General features: G+C 71.2%; 18 protein-coding genes. 9 read left to right on the top strand and 9 right to left on the bottom strand.

Annotated elements, in window-relative coordinates:
- The first annotated feature begins 431 nt into the window (after window positions 1-431).
- Both ACFWHU_RS36395 and ACFWHU_RS36390 read left to right on the top strand, forming a co-directional pair.
- Complete coding sequence (locus ACFWHU_RS36395) at window positions 432-1,352, top strand: endonuclease/exonuclease/phosphatase family protein (RefSeq protein ID WP_385802976.1); 921 nt, start codon at window positions 432-434, stop codon at window positions 1,350-1,352.
- A gap of 154 nt (window positions 1,353-1,506) precedes the next feature.
- On the top strand, window positions 1,507-1,977 hold the full coding sequence (locus ACFWHU_RS36390; protein WP_385802937.1) for a Rieske (2Fe-2S) protein: 471 nt from the start codon (window positions 1,507-1,509) through the stop codon (window positions 1,975-1,977).
- Window positions 1,978-2,025: 48 nt separating this feature from the next.
- Here ACFWHU_RS36390 and ACFWHU_RS36385 read toward each other — a convergent pair whose 3' ends face one another.
- On the bottom strand, window positions 2,026-2,943 hold the full coding sequence (locus tag ACFWHU_RS36385) for a LysR substrate-binding domain-containing protein (protein WP_381801421.1): 918 nt from the start codon (window positions 2,941-2,943) through the stop codon (window positions 2,026-2,028).
- Window positions 2,944-3,016: 73 nt separating this feature from the next.
- Between ACFWHU_RS36385 and ACFWHU_RS36380 the strand changes: the two genes are divergently transcribed.
- Window positions 3,017-4,102, top strand: coding sequence for a DMT family transporter (locus tag ACFWHU_RS36380; RefSeq protein WP_387230425.1), 1,086 nt, complete (start codon window positions 3,017-3,019; stop codon window positions 4,100-4,102).
- Here ACFWHU_RS36380 and ACFWHU_RS36375 read toward each other — a convergent pair.
- Window positions 4,093-5,424 carry an aminotransferase class I/II-fold pyridoxal phosphate-dependent enzyme gene (locus ACFWHU_RS36375; RefSeq protein WP_387230423.1) on the bottom strand — a complete coding sequence of 444 codons (1,332 nt, stop codon included), beginning with the start codon at window positions 5,422-5,424 and terminating at the stop codon, window positions 4,093-4,095. The genes ACFWHU_RS36380 and ACFWHU_RS36375 overlap by 10 nt on opposite strands.
- 36 nt (window positions 5,425-5,460) lie before the next feature.
- Here ACFWHU_RS36375 and ACFWHU_RS36370 point away from each other — a divergent pair, with 36 nt between their 5' ends.
- Entirely contained in the window at window positions 5,461-6,138 is a 678-nt protein-coding gene (locus ACFWHU_RS36370) for a pyridoxamine 5'-phosphate oxidase family protein (protein ID WP_387230421.1), read from the top strand.
- A 1-nt stretch (window position 6,139) separates the two neighbouring features.
- On the opposite strand, the gene ACFWHU_RS36365 is transcribed toward ACFWHU_RS36370, so the two are convergent.
- The 3 genes from ACFWHU_RS36365 to ACFWHU_RS36355 all read right to left on the bottom strand — a co-directional run bounded on the left by ACFWHU_RS36365 (window position 6,140) and on the right by ACFWHU_RS36355 (window position 8,997).
- Window positions 6,140-7,114, bottom strand: coding sequence for a DMT family transporter (locus ACFWHU_RS36365; protein WP_385802978.1), 975 nt, complete (start codon window positions 7,112-7,114; stop codon window positions 6,140-6,142).
- 167 nt (window positions 7,115-7,281) lie between these two features.
- Entirely contained in the window at window positions 7,282-8,361 is a 1,080-nt protein-coding gene (locus ACFWHU_RS36360) for a DMT family transporter (RefSeq protein ID WP_385802946.1), read from the bottom strand.
- Window positions 8,362-8,445: 84 nt separating this feature from the next.
- Window positions 8,446-8,997, bottom strand: coding sequence for a Clp protease N-terminal domain-containing protein (locus ACFWHU_RS36355; RefSeq protein WP_385802947.1), 552 nt, complete (start codon window positions 8,995-8,997; stop codon window positions 8,446-8,448).
- 232 nt (window positions 8,998-9,229) lie between these two features.
- On the opposite strand from ACFWHU_RS36355, the gene ACFWHU_RS36350 reads away from it, so the two are divergent.
- The gene (locus ACFWHU_RS36350) at window positions 9,230-9,424 is read left to right on the top strand and encodes a hypothetical protein (protein WP_069630480.1); all 195 of its coding nucleotides are present in this window, start codon (window positions 9,230-9,232) and stop codon (window positions 9,422-9,424) included.
- A 120-nt stretch (window positions 9,425-9,544) separates the two neighbouring features.
- Here ACFWHU_RS36350 and ACFWHU_RS36345 read toward each other — a convergent pair whose 3' ends face one another.
- The gene (locus tag ACFWHU_RS36345) at window positions 9,545-10,150 is read right to left on the bottom strand and encodes a PadR family transcriptional regulator (protein WP_147878668.1); all 606 of its coding nucleotides are present in this window, start codon (window positions 10,148-10,150) and stop codon (window positions 9,545-9,547) included.
- 150 nt (window positions 10,151-10,300) lie between these two features.
- Between ACFWHU_RS36345 and ACFWHU_RS36340 the strand changes: the two genes are divergently transcribed.
- Window positions 10,301-11,122: a PhzF family phenazine biosynthesis protein gene (locus tag ACFWHU_RS36340; RefSeq protein ID WP_387230418.1), complete on the top strand. Its 822-nt coding sequence runs from the start codon at window positions 10,301-10,303 to the stop codon at window positions 11,120-11,122.
- A 25-nt stretch (window positions 11,123-11,147) separates the two neighbouring features.
- Here the strand turns inward: ACFWHU_RS36340 and ACFWHU_RS36335 are convergent, their stop codons facing one another.
- On the bottom strand, window positions 11,148-11,927 hold the full coding sequence (locus ACFWHU_RS36335; RefSeq protein ID WP_385802951.1) for a CPBP family intramembrane glutamic endopeptidase: 780 nt from the start codon (window positions 11,925-11,927) through the stop codon (window positions 11,148-11,150).
- 182 nt (window positions 11,928-12,109) lie between these two features.
- On the opposite strand from ACFWHU_RS36335, the gene ACFWHU_RS36330 reads away from it, so the two are divergent.
- Window positions 12,110-13,876: a substrate-binding domain-containing protein gene (locus ACFWHU_RS36330; protein WP_387230416.1), complete on the top strand. Its 1,767-nt coding sequence runs from the start codon at window positions 12,110-12,112 to the stop codon at window positions 13,874-13,876.
- Window positions 13,877-14,068: 192 nt separating this feature from the next.
- Here the strand turns inward: ACFWHU_RS36330 and ACFWHU_RS36325 are convergent, their stop codons facing one another.
- Window positions 14,069-15,601 (bottom strand): glutamate--cysteine ligase, encoded by a 1,533-nt coding sequence (locus ACFWHU_RS36325; RefSeq protein ID WP_387230414.1) that lies wholly within the window; start codon window positions 15,599-15,601, stop codon window positions 14,069-14,071.
- A gap of 510 nt (window positions 15,602-16,111) precedes the next feature.
- Between ACFWHU_RS36325 and ACFWHU_RS36320 the strand changes: the two genes are divergently transcribed.
- Together ACFWHU_RS36320 and ACFWHU_RS36315 are read left to right on the top strand one after the other, a co-directional pair.
- Window positions 16,112-16,726 (top strand): hypothetical protein, encoded by a 615-nt coding sequence (locus tag ACFWHU_RS36320; RefSeq protein ID WP_385802957.1) that lies wholly within the window; start codon window positions 16,112-16,114, stop codon window positions 16,724-16,726.
- A gap of 345 nt (window positions 16,727-17,071) precedes the next feature.
- Window positions 17,072-17,278: a DUF5999 family protein gene (locus ACFWHU_RS36315; RefSeq protein WP_355187043.1), complete on the top strand. Its 207-nt coding sequence runs from the start codon at window positions 17,072-17,074 to the stop codon at window positions 17,276-17,278.
- A gap of 71 nt (window positions 17,279-17,349) precedes the next feature.
- Here ACFWHU_RS36315 and gcvP read toward each other — a convergent pair whose 3' ends face one another.
- Window positions 17,350-20,235 carry an aminomethyl-transferring glycine dehydrogenase gene (gcvP, locus tag ACFWHU_RS36310; RefSeq protein ID WP_387230411.1) on the bottom strand — a complete coding sequence of 962 codons (2,886 nt, stop codon included), beginning with the start codon at window positions 20,233-20,235 and terminating at the stop codon, window positions 17,350-17,352.
- Window positions 20,236-20,337 lie beyond the last annotated feature (102 nt).

Genomic DNA, 20,337 nt, shown 5'->3' with positions numbered 1-20,337 from the left:
ACCGGCCGCCGTACACGTGAACGAGTGATCACTTGATGGGGTTTCCCGGGATCATCGGCGCCGGCCGACAGGCACTCTGCCGGCAGGGGCGGGCACGGTGCGCGTGCTCCACCGTCCCGCGTACCCGCTGGACACCCCCGACCGTCCCGCGTACCCGCCGCTGGACACCCCCGGCTCCCACCGTCTCCGCGTGGGACGGTGACGTGGCGGACACGCGCGCGTAGACGGCAACTGTTCCACCTGGTGGTTCGTCTTGATGGACAAGATCAAGCGGATGGGAAGCCATGGTGGAGCAGGCACGGGCGCGCGGAGGTGTGCCGTCGACGGTTTGGACGGCGCTGCGGCGGACGGGGCGGCGGACTCCGGAGGGGGACGGGCCGGCGGACGCGCTGGGGAACGCCAGGGCCCGGTCGGCCTGGACGCGGGGCCGGGTGGTCGCCGCGCTCGCGGTGCTGACGGCCGTGCTGTTGGCGTTCCACCGGGCCGTGCCCAACTCCCTGGGCAACCTGGGCAGTTCGCTGGAGGCGTTCCTGCCGTGGCTCGGTCTGGCGGTCGTGCCGCTGTTCGGCCTGGCGCTGCTGCGCCGTTCGGCCCTCGCGCTGGTGGCCCTGCTGCTGCCGGTGGTGGCCTGGACGTATCTCTTCGGCGGGCTGTTCCTGCCGGGCGCCGCTGCCGACTCGTACGACCTTCTCGTGGTGCAGCACAACGTCAGCGACGAGAACGCCGACCCGGCGGGCACGGCCCGCGCGCTGGCCGAGGCCGAGCCCGATCTCATCGCGCTGGAGGAGCTGATGCCCCCGGCGCTCGCGGTCTACGAGAAGACCCTCGCCGCCGACTACCCGCACCACGCTGTGCGGGGCACGGTCGGGCTCTGGTCGAAGCATCCGCTGAGCGGCACCCGGCTGCTGGACATCAGGCCCCGGGGCATCGCGGAGGGCTGGAATCGTGGATTGCGGACCGTGGTGGCCACCCCGCACGGCGAGATCGCGGCGTACGTCGCGCACCTGCCGTCGATCCGCTTCCGGGCGAGCGGCCTCGTGTCGTCCTCGCGCGACGAGAGCGCCGGGCTGCTGGGCGAGGCCGTCGCCGCCGAGACGACGGAAGCGGTGATCCTGCTGGGCGACCTCAACGGCACGGTCGACGACCGGGGGCTGGCCCCGCTGACGTCCCGGATGAACGTGGCGGAAAGGGGCTTCGCCCTCAGCTTCCCGACCGCGTTCCCTGTGGCACGGATCGACCAGGTCATGGCCCGCTCGGCGACCGTCGCCCACATCCGCACGCTGCCCGCGACGGGGAGCGACCACTTGCCGGTCGCTGCCGGAATCACGGGTCTCGACCGCTCCGATGGCTGATCGTGGCGAGGAAACGGCCTGTTCCGGATGTCGATCTCCCCAGAAAGTCCTTGAAACTTTGAGAAAGTCTTGGGGGGCTTGAACACCGCGATCGGGCGGTGCGTACCCCCTGAAGAACCCGGCCGCCGGAGCCGGCCACGGACAGGGAGCAGACATGACGGGAACGCAGGACACCGCACCGACGACCACGGGCCGGACAGTGGCGCGCCGTACGGTCGTGGCGGCGGCAGGGGCGGTCGGCCTGGGCGCGGCGCTCGTCGCCTGCGGGTCGGACGACTCATCGGATTCCGTCGGGCAGGCTCCGGCGGACGACGGGGCGAACGGCGGCAGCGGGCAGGGCACGGTACTCGCCAGGACCACCGACATCCCGGAGGGCGGCGGCAAGGTCTTCGAGGCCGAGGGAGTGGTGGTCACCCAGCCGTCGGCCGGTCAGTTCAAGGCCTTCTCCTCCGAGTGCACGCACTCGGGGTGCGCGGTGGGGAGCATCTCGAACGGCACCATCACCTGTCCCTGCCACGGCAGTCAGTTCGACGCGTCGAACGGCAGCGTGAAGAAGGGACCGGCCACCAAGCCGCTGGGAGCCGCGTCGATCACCGTGGAGGGCGACGAGATCAAACTCGCCTGAGTCAGCGGCCTCGATCACGGCCCTGAATACCGGCCGGGCTCTCAGGCGCTACGCCGCGTCCGCCGCCTTCACCACTCCCGCCGCTTCCTCCAGCGCCTCGACCGCCGCCCTGATCGACGGGCGGCGGTCGGCGTCGGCGCGCCACACCGCGTACACGTGCCGGAACATCTTCTGCCGTACGGGCACGGCCACGACGCCCTCGGGCAGTCGCCCGCGTCCCATCCGGGGCGCGACGCAGACCCCCAGCCCGCCGCCGACCAACTCCAGTTGGGTGTGCTGCTCACCGGCCATGTGCTCGATCCTCGGTTCGATCCCCTTCGAACGCAGCGTGAACACCAGCCACTCGTGACAGAACTCGCCCGTCGGCCAGGACACCCACGAGTCGTGGGCGAACTCCTCCAGATCCACGTCACGCCGCTCCGCGAGCGGGTGATCGGCCGGCATCGCCACATCGGCCGCGTCCTCCAGCAGGGACGCCGTCGCCAGCCCGCCGGGCACCGGCAGCCGCTTGTTGTTCCAGTCCAGTACGACGGCGAGATCGAGGTCGCCCCGCAGGACCTGGCGGATCGCGCCGTCCGGCTCCAACTCCAGCGAGCGCACCCGCAGATCGGGATGCGCCTTGCGCAGCGAGGCGAGCGCGACGGGGAACAGCCCGCGGGCCGCCGTGGGGAACGCCGACAGCCGTACCTCGCCCACCACCTGGCCGCGCCGCGCCTCGATGTCCGACTGGGCGAGTTCCACCTGGGAGATGATCCGCGCGGCGTGGTCTGCGAGGAGGCGTCCCGCGTCGGTGAGCCGGACGCCGCGCCCGTGCTTGGTGAGCAGTTGCTGTCCGACCTCCCGCTCCAGCTTGGCCATCTGCTGCGAGACGGCCGATGTGGTGACATGGAGGCCGTCGGCCGCTCCGCTCACGGAGCCGTGCCGGGCGAGCGCGTCGAGGATCCGCAGTCTCTCCAGGTTCAACATGTAAGCGATGCTACGCGAATGGGTCGAGAAATTCTCGCTTGTCCTAAGAGGTGCCGGGCCGCATCGTAGCCGTATGACCACAGCGACCCCGCCCCGCACCGGACGCTCCGGATCCGCCTCGACCACCCCGCCCAGGACGCCGGCCGGCGCCCCGGCGCCGACGACCGCCGGCGGGCCCGACCCTGCCGTGAGCCGCCGCCCCGCGATCGACTGGCGCATCCGGTTCGGCGTGCTCTCGCTGATCTGGGGCTTCAGCTTCCTGCTCATCAAGGTCGGCACCCATGGCTACGCGCCGTTCCAGGTGACCTTCGGCAGGCTGTTCTTCGGTACGGCGGTCCTGGCGGTCGCGATAGCGGTACGGCGCGAGCGGCTGCCCCGGGGTATCCGCACCTGGGGCCATCTCACGGTGGCCGCGTTCATCCTCAACGCCGTGCCGTTCTCGCTCTTCTCGTACGCCGAGCTGACCATCCCGTCGACCCTCGCGGGCATCTGCAACGCCACGTCACCGCTGTGGGGCATGCTGCTGTCGCTCGTCGCGCTCTCCGAGGACCGCCCCACCCGGCGCCGCGTCGGCGGTCTGGGGCTCGGCTTCATCGGTGTCCTGACCGTGCTCGGCGCCTGGCAGGGATTCTCCGGCCTGGACTTCGGCGGTACGGCCATGGCTCTGCTGGCCTCGCTGAGCTACGCGGTCGGCTGGGTGTACGTACGCCGCACCCTGGCGGGCAACGGCAGCTCGCATCTCTCGCTCACCGGAGCCCAGTTGTTCATGGCGACGGTGCAACTGGCCGTGGTCACACCGCTGTTCACCGATCTGCCGACCTCCTTCCCGGTGGTGCCGCTGCTCGCGGTGATCACGCTCGGCAGTCTGGGCACGGGCCTGGCCCTGCTGATCCAGTACGGTCTCGTCGCCGAAGTGGGCCCGACGACCGGGCAGATGGTCACGTACTTCGTGCCCGTCATCGCGACGGCCGCGGGTGTGGCGGTCCTCAGCGAGCCGCTGCACTGGAACACTCCGGTCGGCGCGGTCATCGTGCTCGTCGGCGCCGCGCTCACCCAGAGCAGGAGCGGCGGCACGGCGGCGCGGAAAGCCTCACCGCCGGCCGAACCGAAGCCGGCGCCCGCGGCGGCGCCCACGGCGGCCCCCGCCGATCAGCCGTAACTCCGCGCCGGCGCGGCCCCCGCCGCGTCGGCCACCGCGTCCGCGACCGACTCGATGTCCTCCTCCGTCATGGACGAGACCGTCAGCCGCACGCCGGGCGCCGCCGCGAGCCGGAAGCGCGCCCCCGGCGCCACCGCCCAGCCCGCGTGCAGCAGCCGCGCCACCGCACCCGTCTCCTCGGCCACCGGCACCCACACGTTCATCCCGCTCCGCCCGTGCGCCTCGACCCCCCGCTCGGCCAGCGCCCGTACCAGCGCGTCGCGCCGCTCGCCGTACGCGCGCGCGACCGCGGGGGTGTCGACCGCGCCCGCCGTCCACAGTTCCACGACCGCCTGTTGCAGCAGCCTGCTCACCCAGCCGGGACCGAGCCGCTGACGGCCCGTCACCCGGTCGACGGTCACCGCGTCCCCCGTCAGTACGGCGATCCGCAGATCGGGGCCGTACGCCTTGGCCGTGGACCGCACGAGCGCCCAGCTGTCCGTGACGCCGGCCAGCGGATGGAGCGGCTCGTCGACGATGCGGTGACCGTGGTCGTCCTCGATGAGCAGTACGTGGGGGTGGGCTCCCAGCACCGTACGCAGCTCCCGCGCGCGGGCCGCGCCCACCACAGCCCCGGTCGGATTCTGCGCCCGGTCGGTGACGACGACCGCCCGCGCCCCGGCCCGTAGCGCCCGCTCCAACTCCCCCGGCAGCGGCCCGTCCTCGTCCAGTGCCATCGGCACGGGCCGCAGCCCAAGCGCGGGCACCAGGTCGAGCAGAGCGCCCCAGCCCGGATCCTCGACGGCGACGGCGTCGCCCGGCCGAAGGTGCGCGGCCAGGACCCGCTCGATCGCGTCCAGCGAGCCCGAGGTGACGGCGACCGGCCCGTCGGGCACACCGTCCTCGTCCAGCCCGGCCCTGGCGAGCCGGGCGAGCTCCGGCAGGACGGCGGCGTCCCCGTACCGCCCCGGCCGCTCCGCGTGGCGCCGCGCGGCGGCGGCGAGCGCGTCGTGCAGCGGTGGCAGCAGGGCGGGATCCGGATTGCCGTCAGACACCTCCCGTACGCCGTCGGGTGCGTCGACCCGGATCGAGCCGCGCGCCGTACTCGACGGCCGGGCGCGCACGCGGCTGCCCCTGCGGCCCGACGTCTCGATGACGCCGCGGTCGCGCAGCGTGCGGTACGCCGCGGCCACCGTGTTCGCGTTGACCCCCAGCTCCAGAGCCAACTCTCGCAACGGTGGCAGCAGTTGGCCGGGCGCCAGCTGTCCGGCGCCGATGCCCCGCTCCACGCTCGCGGAAATCTCGGCGGCACGCCGTCCTTTGATCCGATACTCTCCTAGCACAAAGAGAACTATGCACTAGTACATAGGAGAAACGCAATGCCGGAGCCCATCCCCTCCTCCGCCACCTACCGCCCCACGGACCGCACCGTCCCCACCCGCTCCGCCAACCGGGCGTCGTACGACCGCGAGCTGGTGCACGGGATACTGGACGAGACCTACCTCTGCCATCTCGGCTTCGTCCGCGACGGCGCGCCCGTAGTCCTGCCCACCCTCTACGCCAGGGTCGGCGAGCGGCTGTACGTCCACGGGTCGACCGGCTCCCGGCCGCTGCGGATGGCGGGCGACGCCGCCGACCCGGGGCTGGCGGTCTGTCTGACGGTCACCCATGTCGACGGTCTGGTGCTCGCCCGGTCGGCCTTCCACCACTCCATCAACTACCGCTCCGTCGTGGTGCACGGCACCGCCTACCAGGTGACCGACCTCGACGAGCGGCGCGCCGCGCTGGACGCCGTGGTCGACCACGTGGTGCCGGGCCGCTCCTTCGACTCGCGGCCCGCCAACGCGAAGGAGCTGGCGGCGACCGCCGTACTGAGCCTCGATCTCGGCGAGGTGTCCGCCAAGGTCCGCACCGGCGGCCCGAACGACGAACCGGAGGACCTGTCGCTCCCCCACTGGACCGGTGTGGTGCCCGTCGTACGCGGATACGGCACACCGGTCCCGGCCGACGACCTGGATCCGGCCGTCGGCCTGCCCGACTACCTCTCGGTGCTCTGAGTCACGCGAGGACCGCCGCCTTGCGCCGATCGGAGGCGAGACGCGCCTCGGCCGTGGCGAGACCCACCACGGCGGCGAGCAGCAACAGCGTCCCCACGACGGTGGCGACGGTGAGCTGTTCGTCCAGCAGACCGACCGCGATGACCGCCGCGCTCACCGGCTCCAGCAGCATGATCACGGAGACCGTCGCGGACCGTACGACCGCCGCGCCCGCGAAGTACAGGGCATACGCGAGGGCCGTCGGCACCGCGGCGACGTACAGCAGCAGCCAGAGCACCTGGGCCGGTTCGGCCGTGTGCGGGAGCAGTCCCTCGCCGGCCGCGAGCGGCAGCACGCACAACGCCGCGACGGCGAAGGCCCACGCGGTGGTGGAGAGGGCGTCGGCCGTGCCGCCGTCCCGGCCGAGCCAACGGGTGAGCAGGGTGATGGCCGCGTACCCGGCCGCCGCCAGCACCGCGTACGCGATGCCCGCGGGACGTACCGTCGCCCCGTCACCGCCGAGCACCAGGACGACGAGGCCGGCGAGGGCGCCGACCACGGCGATCAGACCGCTGCCGCCGAGCCGTTCGCCCATGGTCAGCCGCGCTCCGAGCGCGATGAGCACGGGGCCGGCGCCGAGGGTGACGACGGTGCCGACGGCGAGACCGGTCTCCTCGACCGCGGCGAAGTACGCGCTCTGGAAGACCGCGAGGCCCGCGCCCGTACCGAGGACGCGGATCAGCCGGCGGCGGCGCGGCTCCGCCGTGGTCCGCGCCGGAAGATCCGTCGCGGCGCGCCCGCGGCGCAGCGCTAGCGCGCCCAGCAGCAGCACGAGGCCGCCGACGCAGCGCCAGAAGGAGAGGGAGAGCGGTCCGATGTCGCTGATGCGGTAGACCAGCGAGGCGGCGGCCCCGGCGGTCCCCCAGGCGACACCGGCGACGACGAGATAGAACAGGCTGCGGCCGACCGACAGGCCGGCGGCGGACGATGCGGAAATCGACACGTGACTTCTCCGTGTGAAGAACGGGTTGGTGGTCGCTTGCGCCGTCTCGCGGGCAGCGACGGACCGCTCGGGGACTGCCCGAGCCCGGTCTTCGTCAGCGGATGGCCGCCCGCGGTCAGGCGGCGGGAGGCGGAAGTACTGTCAGTCGCATGATCGCCAGCCTACGTGGCCGTCCGTCCGGCGGACAACCCGTCCCCCTCGCCGATCACTTCGGGCACTTCGTCCCCATCGGCCACCGCGGCGGCGTCACCGGCGGCGGATTCACGAGGCGTCGCTTCCCCGCTCAACAGCTCCGTGTCGCCCACTCCCCCGGCCCGTGCCGTGGGTGTCGGCGTAGAAGTCTGGGCGATGAACGCACCCACGAGCACCACGAGACCACCCAGGATCTGCGGCGCCGACAGGTGCTCGCGCAGCAGGATCCATGCCAGCACGGTCGCGATGACCGCTTCCAGACAGGCGACGACCCCCGCCACCTGCGGCGAGAGCCTGCGGACGCTGACGACACCCGTGGCGTACGCGAGCACCGTCGCGATGAGCACGATCCACCCGAGCAGCAGCGGCGCGGCGACCTGTGACCCGCCCATGTCGGCGCGGCCGGCCAGCAGCGACCAGTCCATGCCCCAGGGCCGGGCGACGACGGTGAGTACGAGCGTGCCGATGAGGAGCCCGTACGCGATGACGCCCAGCGGATCGACCGCGTCGGCCGGGTCCACGGGGTCGCCGCCCTGGTCGGAGAGGAGGAAGTAGCCGACCTGGCAGCAGGCCGCGGCGAGCGCCAGCAGCAGGCCGATCACGTCGAAGGAGAGTCCGGACCACACCTCGACGACACAGGCGAGTCCACCGACGGCCAGAACGACACCGACCGCGGCGGCGCGGGTGACGGGCCTGCGTCGCACGAAGCGCACCCAGAGCAGGACCAGCGCCGGCGCCAGATACTCGACGAGCAGGGCGACACCGACGGGGATACGGGAGATCGAGGCGAAGTAGAAGGCCTGCACGCCCGCCACGGCGAACAGCCCGAAGCCCGCCAGCAGCGCGGGCCTGCGGCGGACGAGGTCACGGTGGCGCCAGGCGAGAGGCAGCATCACCAGCGCGGCTCCGGCGACGCGGAGCCAGACCACATGCAGCGGATCGAGCCCCGCTTCGATCAGCGGCTTGGCCGCGACACCTGATCCGCCGAATGCGAAGGCCGACAAGAGAGCGAGTCCCAGGCCGACGCTTCTCCCCTGAGACGCGTGCATGGACACATCATGTCAGTCGACGTCAGGGGCATCAGCACTTTCACACCTGTCGAGACGGATCGTCGCTGTCGGTTCGTGAAGGCGTCACGCTCCGTGAGACGCGTCCGCGATACGGCTGGTCAGCGTCCGCGCGTCCACTCCGGCCCGTGCAAGCACGTCCACCGCGCGGCAGGCCGGGTCGGACGCGAGCGCGTTGAGCAGATCAAGACCACCGGCCCTCGGCTCGCCGCGCCGCCGGGCCCGTTCGACGGTGCCTTCCATGACGGTGACGGCCGACGGCGACCAGCCGGGGACCGTGGGCGTCGATACGACGGGGACCGAGCCGGAGTCCTCCACCGTCCCCTGCCAGCGCAGCCCGTAGCCGATGCTCCGCTGGACGAGATAGCCGAGGACACGGGCGACCTGCGGACCGCCGTCGAACGCCGCGCGCACCTCGGGATCCGACTCCAGCAGCGAATGGAGCAGGTGGGCGGTGTCTATCTGCCGGTCACCGTCCCGGTGCGCCCTCCTGCGCGCTCCCGACACGACGGCCGCGAGCTCGGCGGAGAGTCCGGCGTCGATGTCCGCGCGGATCGAGACGGCGGAGACAACGGTCGAATCGGACTGTTCGGGCAACCACGGGGTAGGGCTCTGCACTCTCCCACCTCATCAGCCGGCCGGTGGGGAAAACATCCCCGGCGGGGAGCATTCGAGCATCCCACCGAAGTTGGGCACAGCAGTGCGGCCTCTCCTCCTTACGAATGAGATCCGGCACCGACGCGCCGAAGGGGCGCGCGCCGCCTTGCCTCACACCCCTGCGCAACCATCACGCCGGAGCGTTCGTCCCTCAGGTACGACGATGCCGCGACGACCGCCGGGGGGAGATCCGATGTACTGGATGGTCGCCCTGCTCGCGGTCGACGGACGGCAGTACGTGTACCGCGTGTACGCGCCGGCCGACGCCCTGCGCGGCGATGTGTTCTGGGCGGCGTTCCACTGCCACGACGAGGGACCGCACCCCCGGGCGAGCGACCGTTTCGACTCGGCGGAGTTCTGGCGGCTCCTGCCGGCTGCCCGCACCTGAGCGACCGGACGCGAGAAACCGGATGCGACGGACCGGACATACGAAGGGGCCCCGCGACGATCTCGGTGATCGCCACGGGGCCCTCGTGAGCCGTACGGGGCCAAGAGGCACCCGTCTGGGTCAGTCCTCGTCGGCGAGGATCAGATAGAGCCTCTTGCGGGCGTCGTTGATAACGGCGAGAGCCTTCGTGCGCTGGTCGGCGGAGCCGGTCTTCCAGACCTGTCCGAACGCCTCCATCAGACCGAAGCCGGCCTGCCGGATCTCGTTCATCGTCTCCCAGTCGACACCGCGCCCGGCCTCTTCCCACGGAGCGTCGGGCCCGGATTCGGCCTCGGCGCGACCGGCCTCGGTCAGCGTGAAGAGGTTCTTGCCGCCTTCGCTACGGCTGGTGATGAGCCCCTCGTCCTCCAGAAGCTGAAGGGTCGGGTAGACCGAACCGGGGCTGGGGCGCCAGGCGCCCGAGCTGCGCTCGCCGATCTCCTGGATCATCTCGTAGCCGTGCATCGGCCGGTCCTTCAGCAGCGCCAGGATCGACGCGCGTACATCGCCGCGCCGCGCCCTGCCCCTGCCTCCGCCACGGCCTCGTCCGCCACCCCCGAAGGGGGGTCCGAAGTTCGGCCCGAACGGTCCGAAGGCCCCGCGCCGTCCCTCGAAGTCGCCCCGACCCCGATGGCCGGGCCCGCACTGCCCATGTCCGTGATCTTGCTCGTGTCCATGTGAACGCATCGCTACGCTCCTTCCATCGTTGATCAGTCGCGAGTCTGTCGCGATGGCTCAACGATATATCGGAACAGTTCGTTTAGCAACCATCTCCGATGCCAGTCGTCCGGGATTGGCCTTGGCCTGCGGCTTCCGCGCTCTCCTACGGTCCGGAGCATGCGTATTCGAATCGTCGACGCGTTCACCGACCGACCCTTCGCCGGCAATCCCGCGGGAGTGCTGATCCTGGACACCGGCCCGTTCCCCGACGACACCTGGCTCCAGCGGGTCGCCAGGGAGGTGAACCTCTCGGAGACGGCGTTCGCCCATCCACTGGCGCCCGGCGGTGAGGCCGACTGGGCACTGCGCTGGTTCACCCCGGCGACCGAGGTCGACATGTGCGGGCACGCCACGCTCGCCACCGCCCATGTCCTGCACACCGCCGGACTCGCGACGGGCACGATCCGCTTCGCCGCGCGCTGCGGCGTACTCGGCGCGACGGCGCACGACGACGGCGGGCTGACCCTCGACTTCCCGACGTCGTCGCTGACCCCGGTCGCGATCCCGGACGGCGTTCCCGCGGCCCTGGGCGCCGCCCCGGTCTCGGTGCACGACACCGCGTCGCACATCGGGGATCTGCTGGTGGAGCTGGCGGACGAGCGGACCGTACGGGAACTGACACCGGACATCCGGTCGCTCGAAGCCCTCTCACGGCGCGGCGTCGTCGTCACCGCGGCGGCCGAGGACCCGGACCGCGGCTACGACTTCGTGTCGCGCGGATTCTTCCCGGGCGTCGGCATCGACGAGGACCCGGTCACGGGCAGCGCGCACACGGCGCTCGCCCCGTTCTGGTCGGCCCGCCTGGGCCGCGACGAACTCACCGGGCTCCAGGGGTCCGGCCGTACCGGCCTCGTCCGCACCTCACTGCGCGGCTCCCGGACGCTGCTCACGGGCCACGCGGTCACCGTCATCGACGGCGAACTCCTCGCGGCCCCCTGAGCGCACGGCTGCCGGCGCCCGCCTGCTACGGCGTCGGCAGCCAGTCCACGTGTCCGGCGAGCAGCGCGTATCCGACGAACGCCACGATGTCGAGCAGCGCGTGCGCCACCACCAGCGGTCCGACCCGCCCCCAGCGCCGGTAGGCCAGGACGAACACCACGCCCATCACCATGTTCCCGATGAAACCGCCGATGCCCTGGTACAGGTGGTAGGACCCGCGCAGCACCGAACTGGCCACCAGGGCGGCCATCGGTGTCCACCCCAACTGATCGAGTCTGCGCAGCAGATACCCGACGACGATGACCTCTTCGAGTACGGAGTTCTGCACCGCTGACAGGATCAGGACCGGGAACTTCCACCACACCTCGGGCAGCGATTCCGGCACCACGGTGAGGTTGAACCCGGCGGCGCGCGTGGCGATGTAGAAGGCGAGCCCGGCGCTTCCGATGCCGGCGGCGATCAGCGCGCCACGGCCGAGATCGAACCACGGCCGCCGTCGGTCGAACCCCAGATCGCGGAGTCCGCTGCCCTCTCTGAGCAACAGGTGCGCCACCAGTACCACAGGCACCAATGAGCTGGCGATGCCGAACAGTTGCCAGGCGAGATCGAGCCATGGACGTCCTGGCGCGTGCGAACCGTTGAGTGTGGCCGCCTGATCGCTCAGTCCACCGGGCTTGGTGACCGATCCGACAAAGCTGATCAGCGCCGACACTCCGCTCGCTCCCAGCGACAGCGCCAGGACGATCAGCACCTCGGACCGCAGCATCTTGCGCGACAGAGCTTCTTGGGGAAGAGAATCGGCCACGCGGCCCGCCTCCGACTGCACAGCTGCCTCCAGTTGACTAATCGCGCCGCAAGCCCCTTCCCGTCCCGCTAGTGTCTCGAATGCGGGTACGAAGATCGCGCTACACGTCGGGGGACGGGCATTCTTCAGCGGGCCGAGGTCCCCCATTTTCCTTGTTCAGGTCAAGGAGGGGCACCACCGCCATGGAACGTCACAGCTTGCCCGACGCCGAAGCGACGGACAGCACCAGGGGCCGTCGCCCGCGCCGTCGCACCGTACTGATCGCCACGGCTCTCGTGCTCAGCGTGGCCGCGGGGACGGGTGTCGCGGCGCAGAGCGGTCTGCTGTCCTTCGCCGACGGCTGTACGGGCTCGGCCGTACGGATCGACCTGGCGGCCTCGCCGGACATCGCCCCCGCCGTGCGGGCCGTGGCCGACAACGCGCGCAGGAACGACGTCACCTCCGACGGCCGCTGCATCGACGTCCGGGTCGACGCGCGCGAGAACTACGAGATCGCGGACGGTCTCGCCACCGGCTCGAGCGCCCCGGACTACGAGGTCTGGCTGCCCGACTCCGACGTGTGGGTCGAGCGCGCCCTGGACGCGGGCGACGGTGTCGCGCTGACCCCTGCGGGCAACGCGGCGACCACACCGGTGACGCTGGCCGCGGTCCCCTCCGCCGGCACGAAGCTCGGCTGGCCCGAGAAGGCCTACACCTGGGCGGAGTTGACCTCCGCCGCGGCCGGCAAGGACGGGCTGCGGCTCGGCGCGGCCGATCCGGCGCGCAGCGCCACCGGGTTGCTCGCGTTCAGCAGCGTCGTCGCGTCCACGCGGCAGGAGGAGCCGGACAGCGACACACGGATCGCCGCCACCGCCGAGGCGCTCGCGGAGCGTGTTTCCGAATCGGACGGCCAGGTGGTCCGGTCCCTGGTGCGTGGCCGGTCGGACAACGCGCGGGGCAACGAGGCGGTGTTCCTCACCGAACAGGCCGCGTTCGTCCACAACTCCGCCGACGACGGCGCCACCGACCTCCAGCTGTTCTATCCGACGGACGCGGCCCCGGTCCTCAACTACCCGCTGAACCTGGTCAACGAGGCCGATCTGACCACGGAGGAGAGCCGCGCCGCGATGCGGTTCATCTCCCTCCTGAGCGAGGAGGGGCCCCAGCGCACGATGGCGGAGCACGGGTTCCGTACGGGCCACTCCGTCGTGCCCGGCGGCCTGGTCCGTACGGCGGGTGGCCGCGCGCCGCAGCCGTTCGCCCTGACGAAGGCGCAGCCCCCGACGACGGACATGGTCGAGGAGACGCTCGGCATGTGGACGGTCACCGTGCAGGACGCCCGGCTGACCGTCGTCGTCGACACCTCGGACTCGATGGCCGGGCCCGTACCGGGCCGCGGGGACGAGTCCCGCATGGACGTCACGAAGACCTCGATGCTCCAGACACTCGAGCAGTTCACGCCGGCGGACGAGGTCGGCCTGTGGGACTTCGCGGCGGCTCTCGACGGCGCCAAGGACTACCGCAAGCTGTCGGAGACCGCGCCCCTCGGCGAACGCGCCAAGGACGGCGCCACCCACCGCGAAAGCCTCTCGGACGCGGTCTCCGCACTGGCGCCCGTACCGGCGGGCTCGGCCGCGGCGACCGGTCTGTACGACACGACGCTGGCCGCCTTCAAGGAAGCCCAGTCGTCGTACGTGAGCGGCAAGTGCAACGCGGTCATCATCCTCACCGGCGGCCCGGACACGGACACCGCGGCCCGCACGGCCCTGATGGCCGAACTGCGCAAGCTGGCCGACCCCAGGCGCCCGGTCCCCCTGATCGCGATCGCGGTCGGCCCGGAGGCGGACCGCGAGGAAATGGACGAGGTCGCCCGAATCACGGGCGGCGCGGCCTACGAGGTGAGCGACCCGGCAGAGATCCAGGCGGTAATGATCGAGGCGATCATGTCGGTGGGCGGCACAAAGCGCTAGGGTCTGTCGTTTGGATCAGGCCGGATCAGGGAGCGGGGTCTGGTGCGTGCGGTCGCAAGGCGGAGGAGGGAGACAACGCGGAGCGTTGGCGACCGACGACAACGCGGCGGACGTGCGTGCCAGGGACCGCGAGCCCGGCAAGATCCGAACGACAGGCCCTAGCCCTCCGCCTTCCGCCCGCGCCCGCGCCCGTCAGGCGGACAGGTCCGGCATGCGGGCCGGGGCAGGGAAGCCCACCGGCCAGGTGTGGACCGGGTCTCCCTGGTGCATGAGTTCGGCGTAGCGCCGCGTCGTCGCGGCGAGCGCCGCCTCTCGGCGGAGGCCGGCCTCCTGGGCCCGGTGGTAGGTGTCCACCTGCCACGAGGCACCGTTCACGCGGCGCTCGCAGCGCCCCTCGATCACCCCGAGGTAGAAGTCGCGGTCGGCCGGTTCCACGTTCCACGCGTCGAGCCCCGCCGCCGCGAGCGGCAGCAGCTCGTCGCGGACGAGCCGGACCGCCGACATCTCGGCGACACCGTTGCCGGCGCGGCCACCGCGCGGCCACCGGAGCCGGGCCTCGATACCGTCGCGGCACGCGGTCTCGAAGTTCCGCTCGGCGGTCGCGAACGGCAGCCGCGTCCAGACGGGCCTGTCCTCCTCGGCGAGCGCGCGCACCAGACCGTAGTAGAAGGCGGCGTTCGCGACGACATCCGTGACCGTCGGCCCGGCGGGCAGGACGCGGTTCTCGACCCGCAGATGGGGGAGCCCGTCGGCGACGTCGTACACGGGCCTGTTCCACCGGTAGACGGTGCCGTTGTGGAGCACCAGCTCCGCGAGCCGCGGCGTACCGCCCTCGTCCAGGACCTGGAGCGGATCCTCGCCGTCGCTCATCGGCAGCAGCGGCGGGAAATAGCGCAGATTCTCCTCGAAGAGGTCGTACGCGGAGTCGATCCAGCGTTCGCCGAACCACGTCCGGGGCCGGACGCCCTGCGCCTGGAGCTCCGGCGGCCTGGTGTCGGTCGCCTGGAGGAAGAGCGGTGGCCGGGACTCGCGCCACAGCTCCTTTCCGAACAGGAAAGGCGCGTTGGCGCCGACCGCGATCTGTACGGCGGCCACGCACTGCGCCGCGTTCCACACGTCGGCGAAGCGGTCCGGTGTGACCTGGAGATGCAACTGCACGGACGTACAGGCGGATTCGGGCGCGATCGAGGGTGAGCTGCACGTGAGCCGTTCGACCCCGTCGATGTCGAGCGCGAAATCCTCGCCACGCGCGGCCACCATCTGATCGTTGAGAAGTGTGTAGCGGTCCGCGTCCGAGAGGTTCGTCGAGACCACGTCGTCGAGGGAGAGCGTCGGCAGAATGCCGATCATCACGATCCCGGCATCGACCTCATTCGCTTTGCGATGGGCATATCCGAGTCCCGTGCGCAGTTCTTCCGCGAGCTGGTCGAGAACACGTCCACCGAGTCGGTGCGGAGCGATATTGACTTCCAGATTGAACATTCCGAGTTCCGTCTGGAAATCACGACTGGCGATCCGCTCAAGCACTTCCGCATTCATCATGCGCGGCATCCCGTCCGAACCGGCGAGATTCAGCTCGATCTCCAGACCCATCAGATTCCGGGGCCTGTCGAACCGCTTCTCCCCCAGCAGCCGCCCCAGCACCGCGAGGCACTGCTGGAGCTTCGCGCGGTATTTCTGCCGATCGGACAGGCCGGTACCGCCCGATTCGACCTTCTCCCCCATCGGAGGGTTCCTCCTTCACGTCGGCGTCCCGGCTGCCCCGGGCATCGCTTCACGATCGATAGTGCCCAGACTGAGTGATCCATAACGCCCCGTTTGCGCGCCGCGCCCGGTAGAGTGGACAGAACTGCCTCGCGGCACATTCCTTCGGCATGGTCAGTGAGCAATTTCACTGCCCGTCCCGGCGGCAGAAAACGCGGACGAGTTTCGGCCTACCGCTCCAGCCGAATAACCCCAGGCCAGAAGCCTGCGTTCACCGTTCATCTCACGGTTCATCGATGACGATTCCGAACGAGATGGACCGGATATGCCCTTGTGCGCAATACGGGCGACAGCTAGAAGAAACATTCTGTGAACACGCATCGTATAAAGTGTGTGGGAACGAGGCAGAGAGTCGGAGCCCGGCCACGGCTTTGGGCCCTCCTCTGACCACGTGCGCCGACAGCGACGTCCGCACCCGCACCCCGCATGACACACGCTTGACTGTGCCTACTGAGCGAGAGGCAACCCATCATGCCGCTGCATGTCCCCCTGGCTCCAGCGCCCGCCCTGCGCAGCGTCCTCGCGGCACTCGGTTCTCCCACCGCCGTGCGCGAGGCCCGTACACCCGCTCTCCGGTCCGTCCAGGGACCGCTGAGCCCCGAACTGCCCCTTCCGGTACACGTACTGGAACAGATCGCCCCGAGCAGTGACGCGCCCCAGACCCGGCTGGCCGGCTGGCGCTTCCAGATCCACAGCGGCGACCGTGCCGTCGCGGCCGCCGACACGATGCTCACCCCGGACGGCTGGGCGTTCTCGCGCTTCTTCGAGGGCCCCTACATCTCCGCCACACAACGGGCGGTGCGCCAGGCCGAGACGCTGAACTCCCCGTACCAGCCACGGCTGCTGTCGGTGCCCGGGCTCTACATGCTCACGCTGTGGCTGCATCAGGACATCGAGGCGGACGCCTCGACCGGTGCTCCCGCTCCGGCGGATCTCCTGATCCCGCTCGCGCCCGCCCCGCCGGGCATCGTGGCCCACCGGCCGCACCGTGTCGCCGATCTGCTCCCGATGATGGGCCTGCGCCTGACCTCGGGGCTCCCGGCGGCCCCGGCCTCCTCCGCCCCGCTGCTGAGCGCCCCTGCCTGAGCGGTCCCCCTGTGGCCGCCGTCGGACGGCCGACGGCCGGACCGTCTCCCGACCGCCCCGAGCGGCTTACACTGCCCCGTGACCCACAGAGGTCACGGGGCAGTCTGCTGGCCCGTCCGGACTAGTCCTGATGGGCCACCCCGAACCACCCGAAGGGACACCCCAGTTGGGCTGAACCGTCCGGGCGGGTGACACGTCCTTAAGCAGAGACGAGCGCTGCCGCGAAATCCCTGCGGAACGACGCCCGTGGGGCAACACTGGGGTACGGACCAATAGAAACCGGGGGCGGCCATGAATACATCGAGCCGCAGGACAGTCACCACGACGCAGCGAAAGAAACCATCCATGTGCCAGCACCAGCCAGCCTGCCCGACAGCCGAATCAGCCGACAGGGAAGCCGCGCGTCTCGCGGCTCACCACCCGGAACAGGGCTGGAGCCTGCTGTGCAACGGCGTCCTTCTGTTCGAGGACACCGGTGAGCTGCTGCCCGACGGCCAGATCATCGCGCCGCACCGGCCGTCCGGAAGCGGACAGGTGATGACGGCGGCCTGACGCCGTCCGTACGAAGGGGGCCGGCCCGGAGAGTTCACTCCGCACCGGCCCCGACGCAGTTGTGCCGTCCGTCAGTTGTCGTAGTCGTCCAGCGGCGGGCACGAGCACACGAGATTGCGGTCACCGAACGCACCGTCGATCCGGCGGACCGGCGGCCAGTACTTGTCGGCCGGCGAGACCCCGGCCGGGAAGACCGCCTCCTGACGGCTGTACGCGTGCTCCCACTCCCCGCCCAGGGCGGCGGCCGTGTGCGGAGCGTTGCGCAGCGGATTGTCGTCCGCCGGCCACTGGCCCGACGCGACCTTCTCGATCTCGGCGCGGATCGCGATCATCGTCTCGCAGAACCGGTCCAGTTCGGTCAGGTCCTCGCTCTCGGTGGGCTCGATCATCAGCGTGCCGGCCACCGGGAACGACATGGTCGGCGCGTGGAACCCGTAGTCGATGAGCCGCTTGGCGATGTCGTCGACACTCACGCCGGTCGCCTTCGACAGCGGACGCAGATCCACGATGCACTCGTGGGCCACGAGCCCGCCCGGACCCGCGTAAAGGACCGGGAAGTGCGGTTCCAGGCGCTTGGCGATGTAGTTGGCGGCCAGGACGGCGACCTGCGTGGCACGCTTGAGGCCCTCGCCGCCCATCAGCCGTACATAGGCCCAGGAGATCGGCAGGATTCCGGCGGAGCCCCAGGGGGCCGCCGAGATCGGTCCGACACCGGTCGCGGGTCCGGCCGCGGGCTGGAGCGGGTGGTTGGGCAGGTACGGCGCGAGGTGGGCGCGCACGCCGACCGGGCCGACGCCGGGGCCGCCGCCGCCGTGCGGGATGCAGAAGGTCTTGTGCAGGTTCAGGTGCGAGACGTCCGAGCCGAACCGGCCCGGCTTCGCCAGCCCCACCAGCGCGTTGAGGTTCGCTCCGTCGACGTACACCTGACCGCCGGCGTCGTGCACGGCCGCGCAGATGTCGGTGATGTGCTCCTCGAACACCCCGTGCGTGGAGGGGTAGGTGACCATCAGGACGGCCAGTTCGTCGCCGTGACGCTCGATCTTGGCGTGCAGGTCCTCGACGTCGACGTCGCCGTCCTCGCGGGTCTTCACGACGACGACCTTCATGCCGGCCATGACGGCGCTCGCCGCGTTCGTCCCGTGCGCGGACGACGGGATGAGGCAGACGGTGCGGCCGGTGTCGCCGTTGGCCCTGTGGTACGCCCGTACGGCCAGCAGCCCGGCCAGTTCGCCCTGCGAGCCCGCGTTGGGCTGGAGGGACACCGCGTCGTAGCCGGTGACCTCCGCCAGGCGCTCCTCCAGCTCGCGGATCAGCGTGAGATAGCCGCGCGCCTGGTCGGCCGGCGCGAAGGGGTGCAGCGCCGCGAACTCAGGCCAGGTCACCGGCTCCATCTCGGTGGTCGCGTTGAGCTTCATCGTGCAGGAGCCGAGGGGGATCATGCCCCGGTCCAGCGCGTAGTCCTTGTCGGCGAGCCTGCGCAGATAGCGCAGCATCGCGGTCTCGGAGCGGTGCTGGTGGAAGACCGGGTGCGCGAGGTAGTCGTCGGTGCGCAGCAGCGCGTCCGGCAGCACGTCGCGGGACGCCGCGTCCAGGGCCTCGATGTCGCCCTTGACGCCGAAGGCGGTCCATACGGCGGTGAGTTGGGCGCGCCCGGTGGTCTCGTCGCAGGCGAGCGAGACGAGGTCGCCGTCGACGAGGCGGAGGTTGACCCCGCCCTCGCGGGCGGCGGCCACGACGTCGGCGGCCCGGCCGGGCACCCGTACCGTCAGCGTGTCGAAGTACGAGTCGTGCAGGATCTCGACGCCACCGGCGCTCAGACCGTCGGCGAGGACGGTCGCGAAGCGGTGGGTGCGCTCGGCGATCGCGCGCAGCCCGTCGGGGCCGTGGTAGACCGCGTACATTCCGGCCATCACGGCGAGCAGCACCTGGGCGGTGCAGATGTTGCTGGTGGCCTTCTCGCGCCGGATGTGCTGCTCACGGGTCTGGAGCGCGAGCCGGTACGCCTTGTTGCCGTCGGCGTCCACGGAGACCCCGACGAGCCGTCCGGGGAGGCTTCGGGCGAACTTCTCGCGTACGGCCATGAATCCGGCGTGCGGTCCGCCGAAGCCCATGGGGACGCCGAACCGCTGGGTGGTGCCGACCGCGATGTCCGCGCCCAGCTCACCGGGTGAGGTGAGCAGCGTGAGGGCCAGCAGGTCGGCGGCGACGGTGACGACGGCGCCGAGTTCGTGCGCCTGGTCGATGACGGGCTTGATGTCCCGTACGACTCCGGAGGCGCCCGGGTACTGGACCAGCACGCCGAAGACACCGCGCTCGGCGGCCTCGGCCGGGATCCCGTCGGCCAGGTCGGCGACGACGACGTCCACACCGGCCGGTTCGGCGCGGGTGCGGATCACGGCGACGGTCTGCGGCAGCGCGTCGGCGTCGACCAGGAAGACGCCGTCCTTCACCTTGCCGACCCGGCGGGCCAGCGCCATGGCCTCGGCGGCGGCGGTGCCCTCGTCCAGCAGGGAGGCCCCGGACGTCGGCAGGCCGGTCAGATCGGCCACGACGGTCTGGAAGTTGAGCAGCGCTTCGAGGCGGCCCTGGGAGATCTCGGGCTGGTACGGCGTGTACGCGGTGTACCAGGCCGGATTCTCCATCACGTTCCGCAGGATCACCGGCGGCGTGAACGTGCCGTAGTAGCCGAGACCGATCATCGGGGCGAGGACCTTGTTGCGGTCGGCGAGGGAGCGCAGCTCCGCCAGGACCTCGGCCTCGGTGCGCGCGTCGGGCAGCTGGAGGGCCTCGGCGCTCTTGATCACGTCGGGCACCGCGGCGGCGGTCAGCTCGTCGAGCGAGCCGTAGCCGACCTGCGCGAGCATCTTCGCCTGGGCGGCGGCGTCGGGGCCGATGTGGCGCCGCTCGAAGGGCGTGCCACGCTCCAGCTGCGAGAGCGGCGTGCGGTGGTCTGTCATACGGGAGGCCTCCTGGTCTGGCGCGACCTGCGAGGGGCACCGATACACGGGTGCCCGGACGGCCTCCCCCTCTGTCACATCAACCTGAGAGTTTCACCGGTC

Origin of the sequence: Streptomyces sp. NPDC060366, from assembly GCF_042725135.1 — a bacterium.
In the GTDB taxonomy this organism is placed as follows: Bacteria; Actinomycetota; Actinomycetes; order Streptomycetales; family Streptomycetaceae; genus Streptomyces.
The sequence above is the reverse complement of the archived record's forward strand: the minus strand, read 5'-3'. Positions and strand labels throughout refer to the sequence as shown.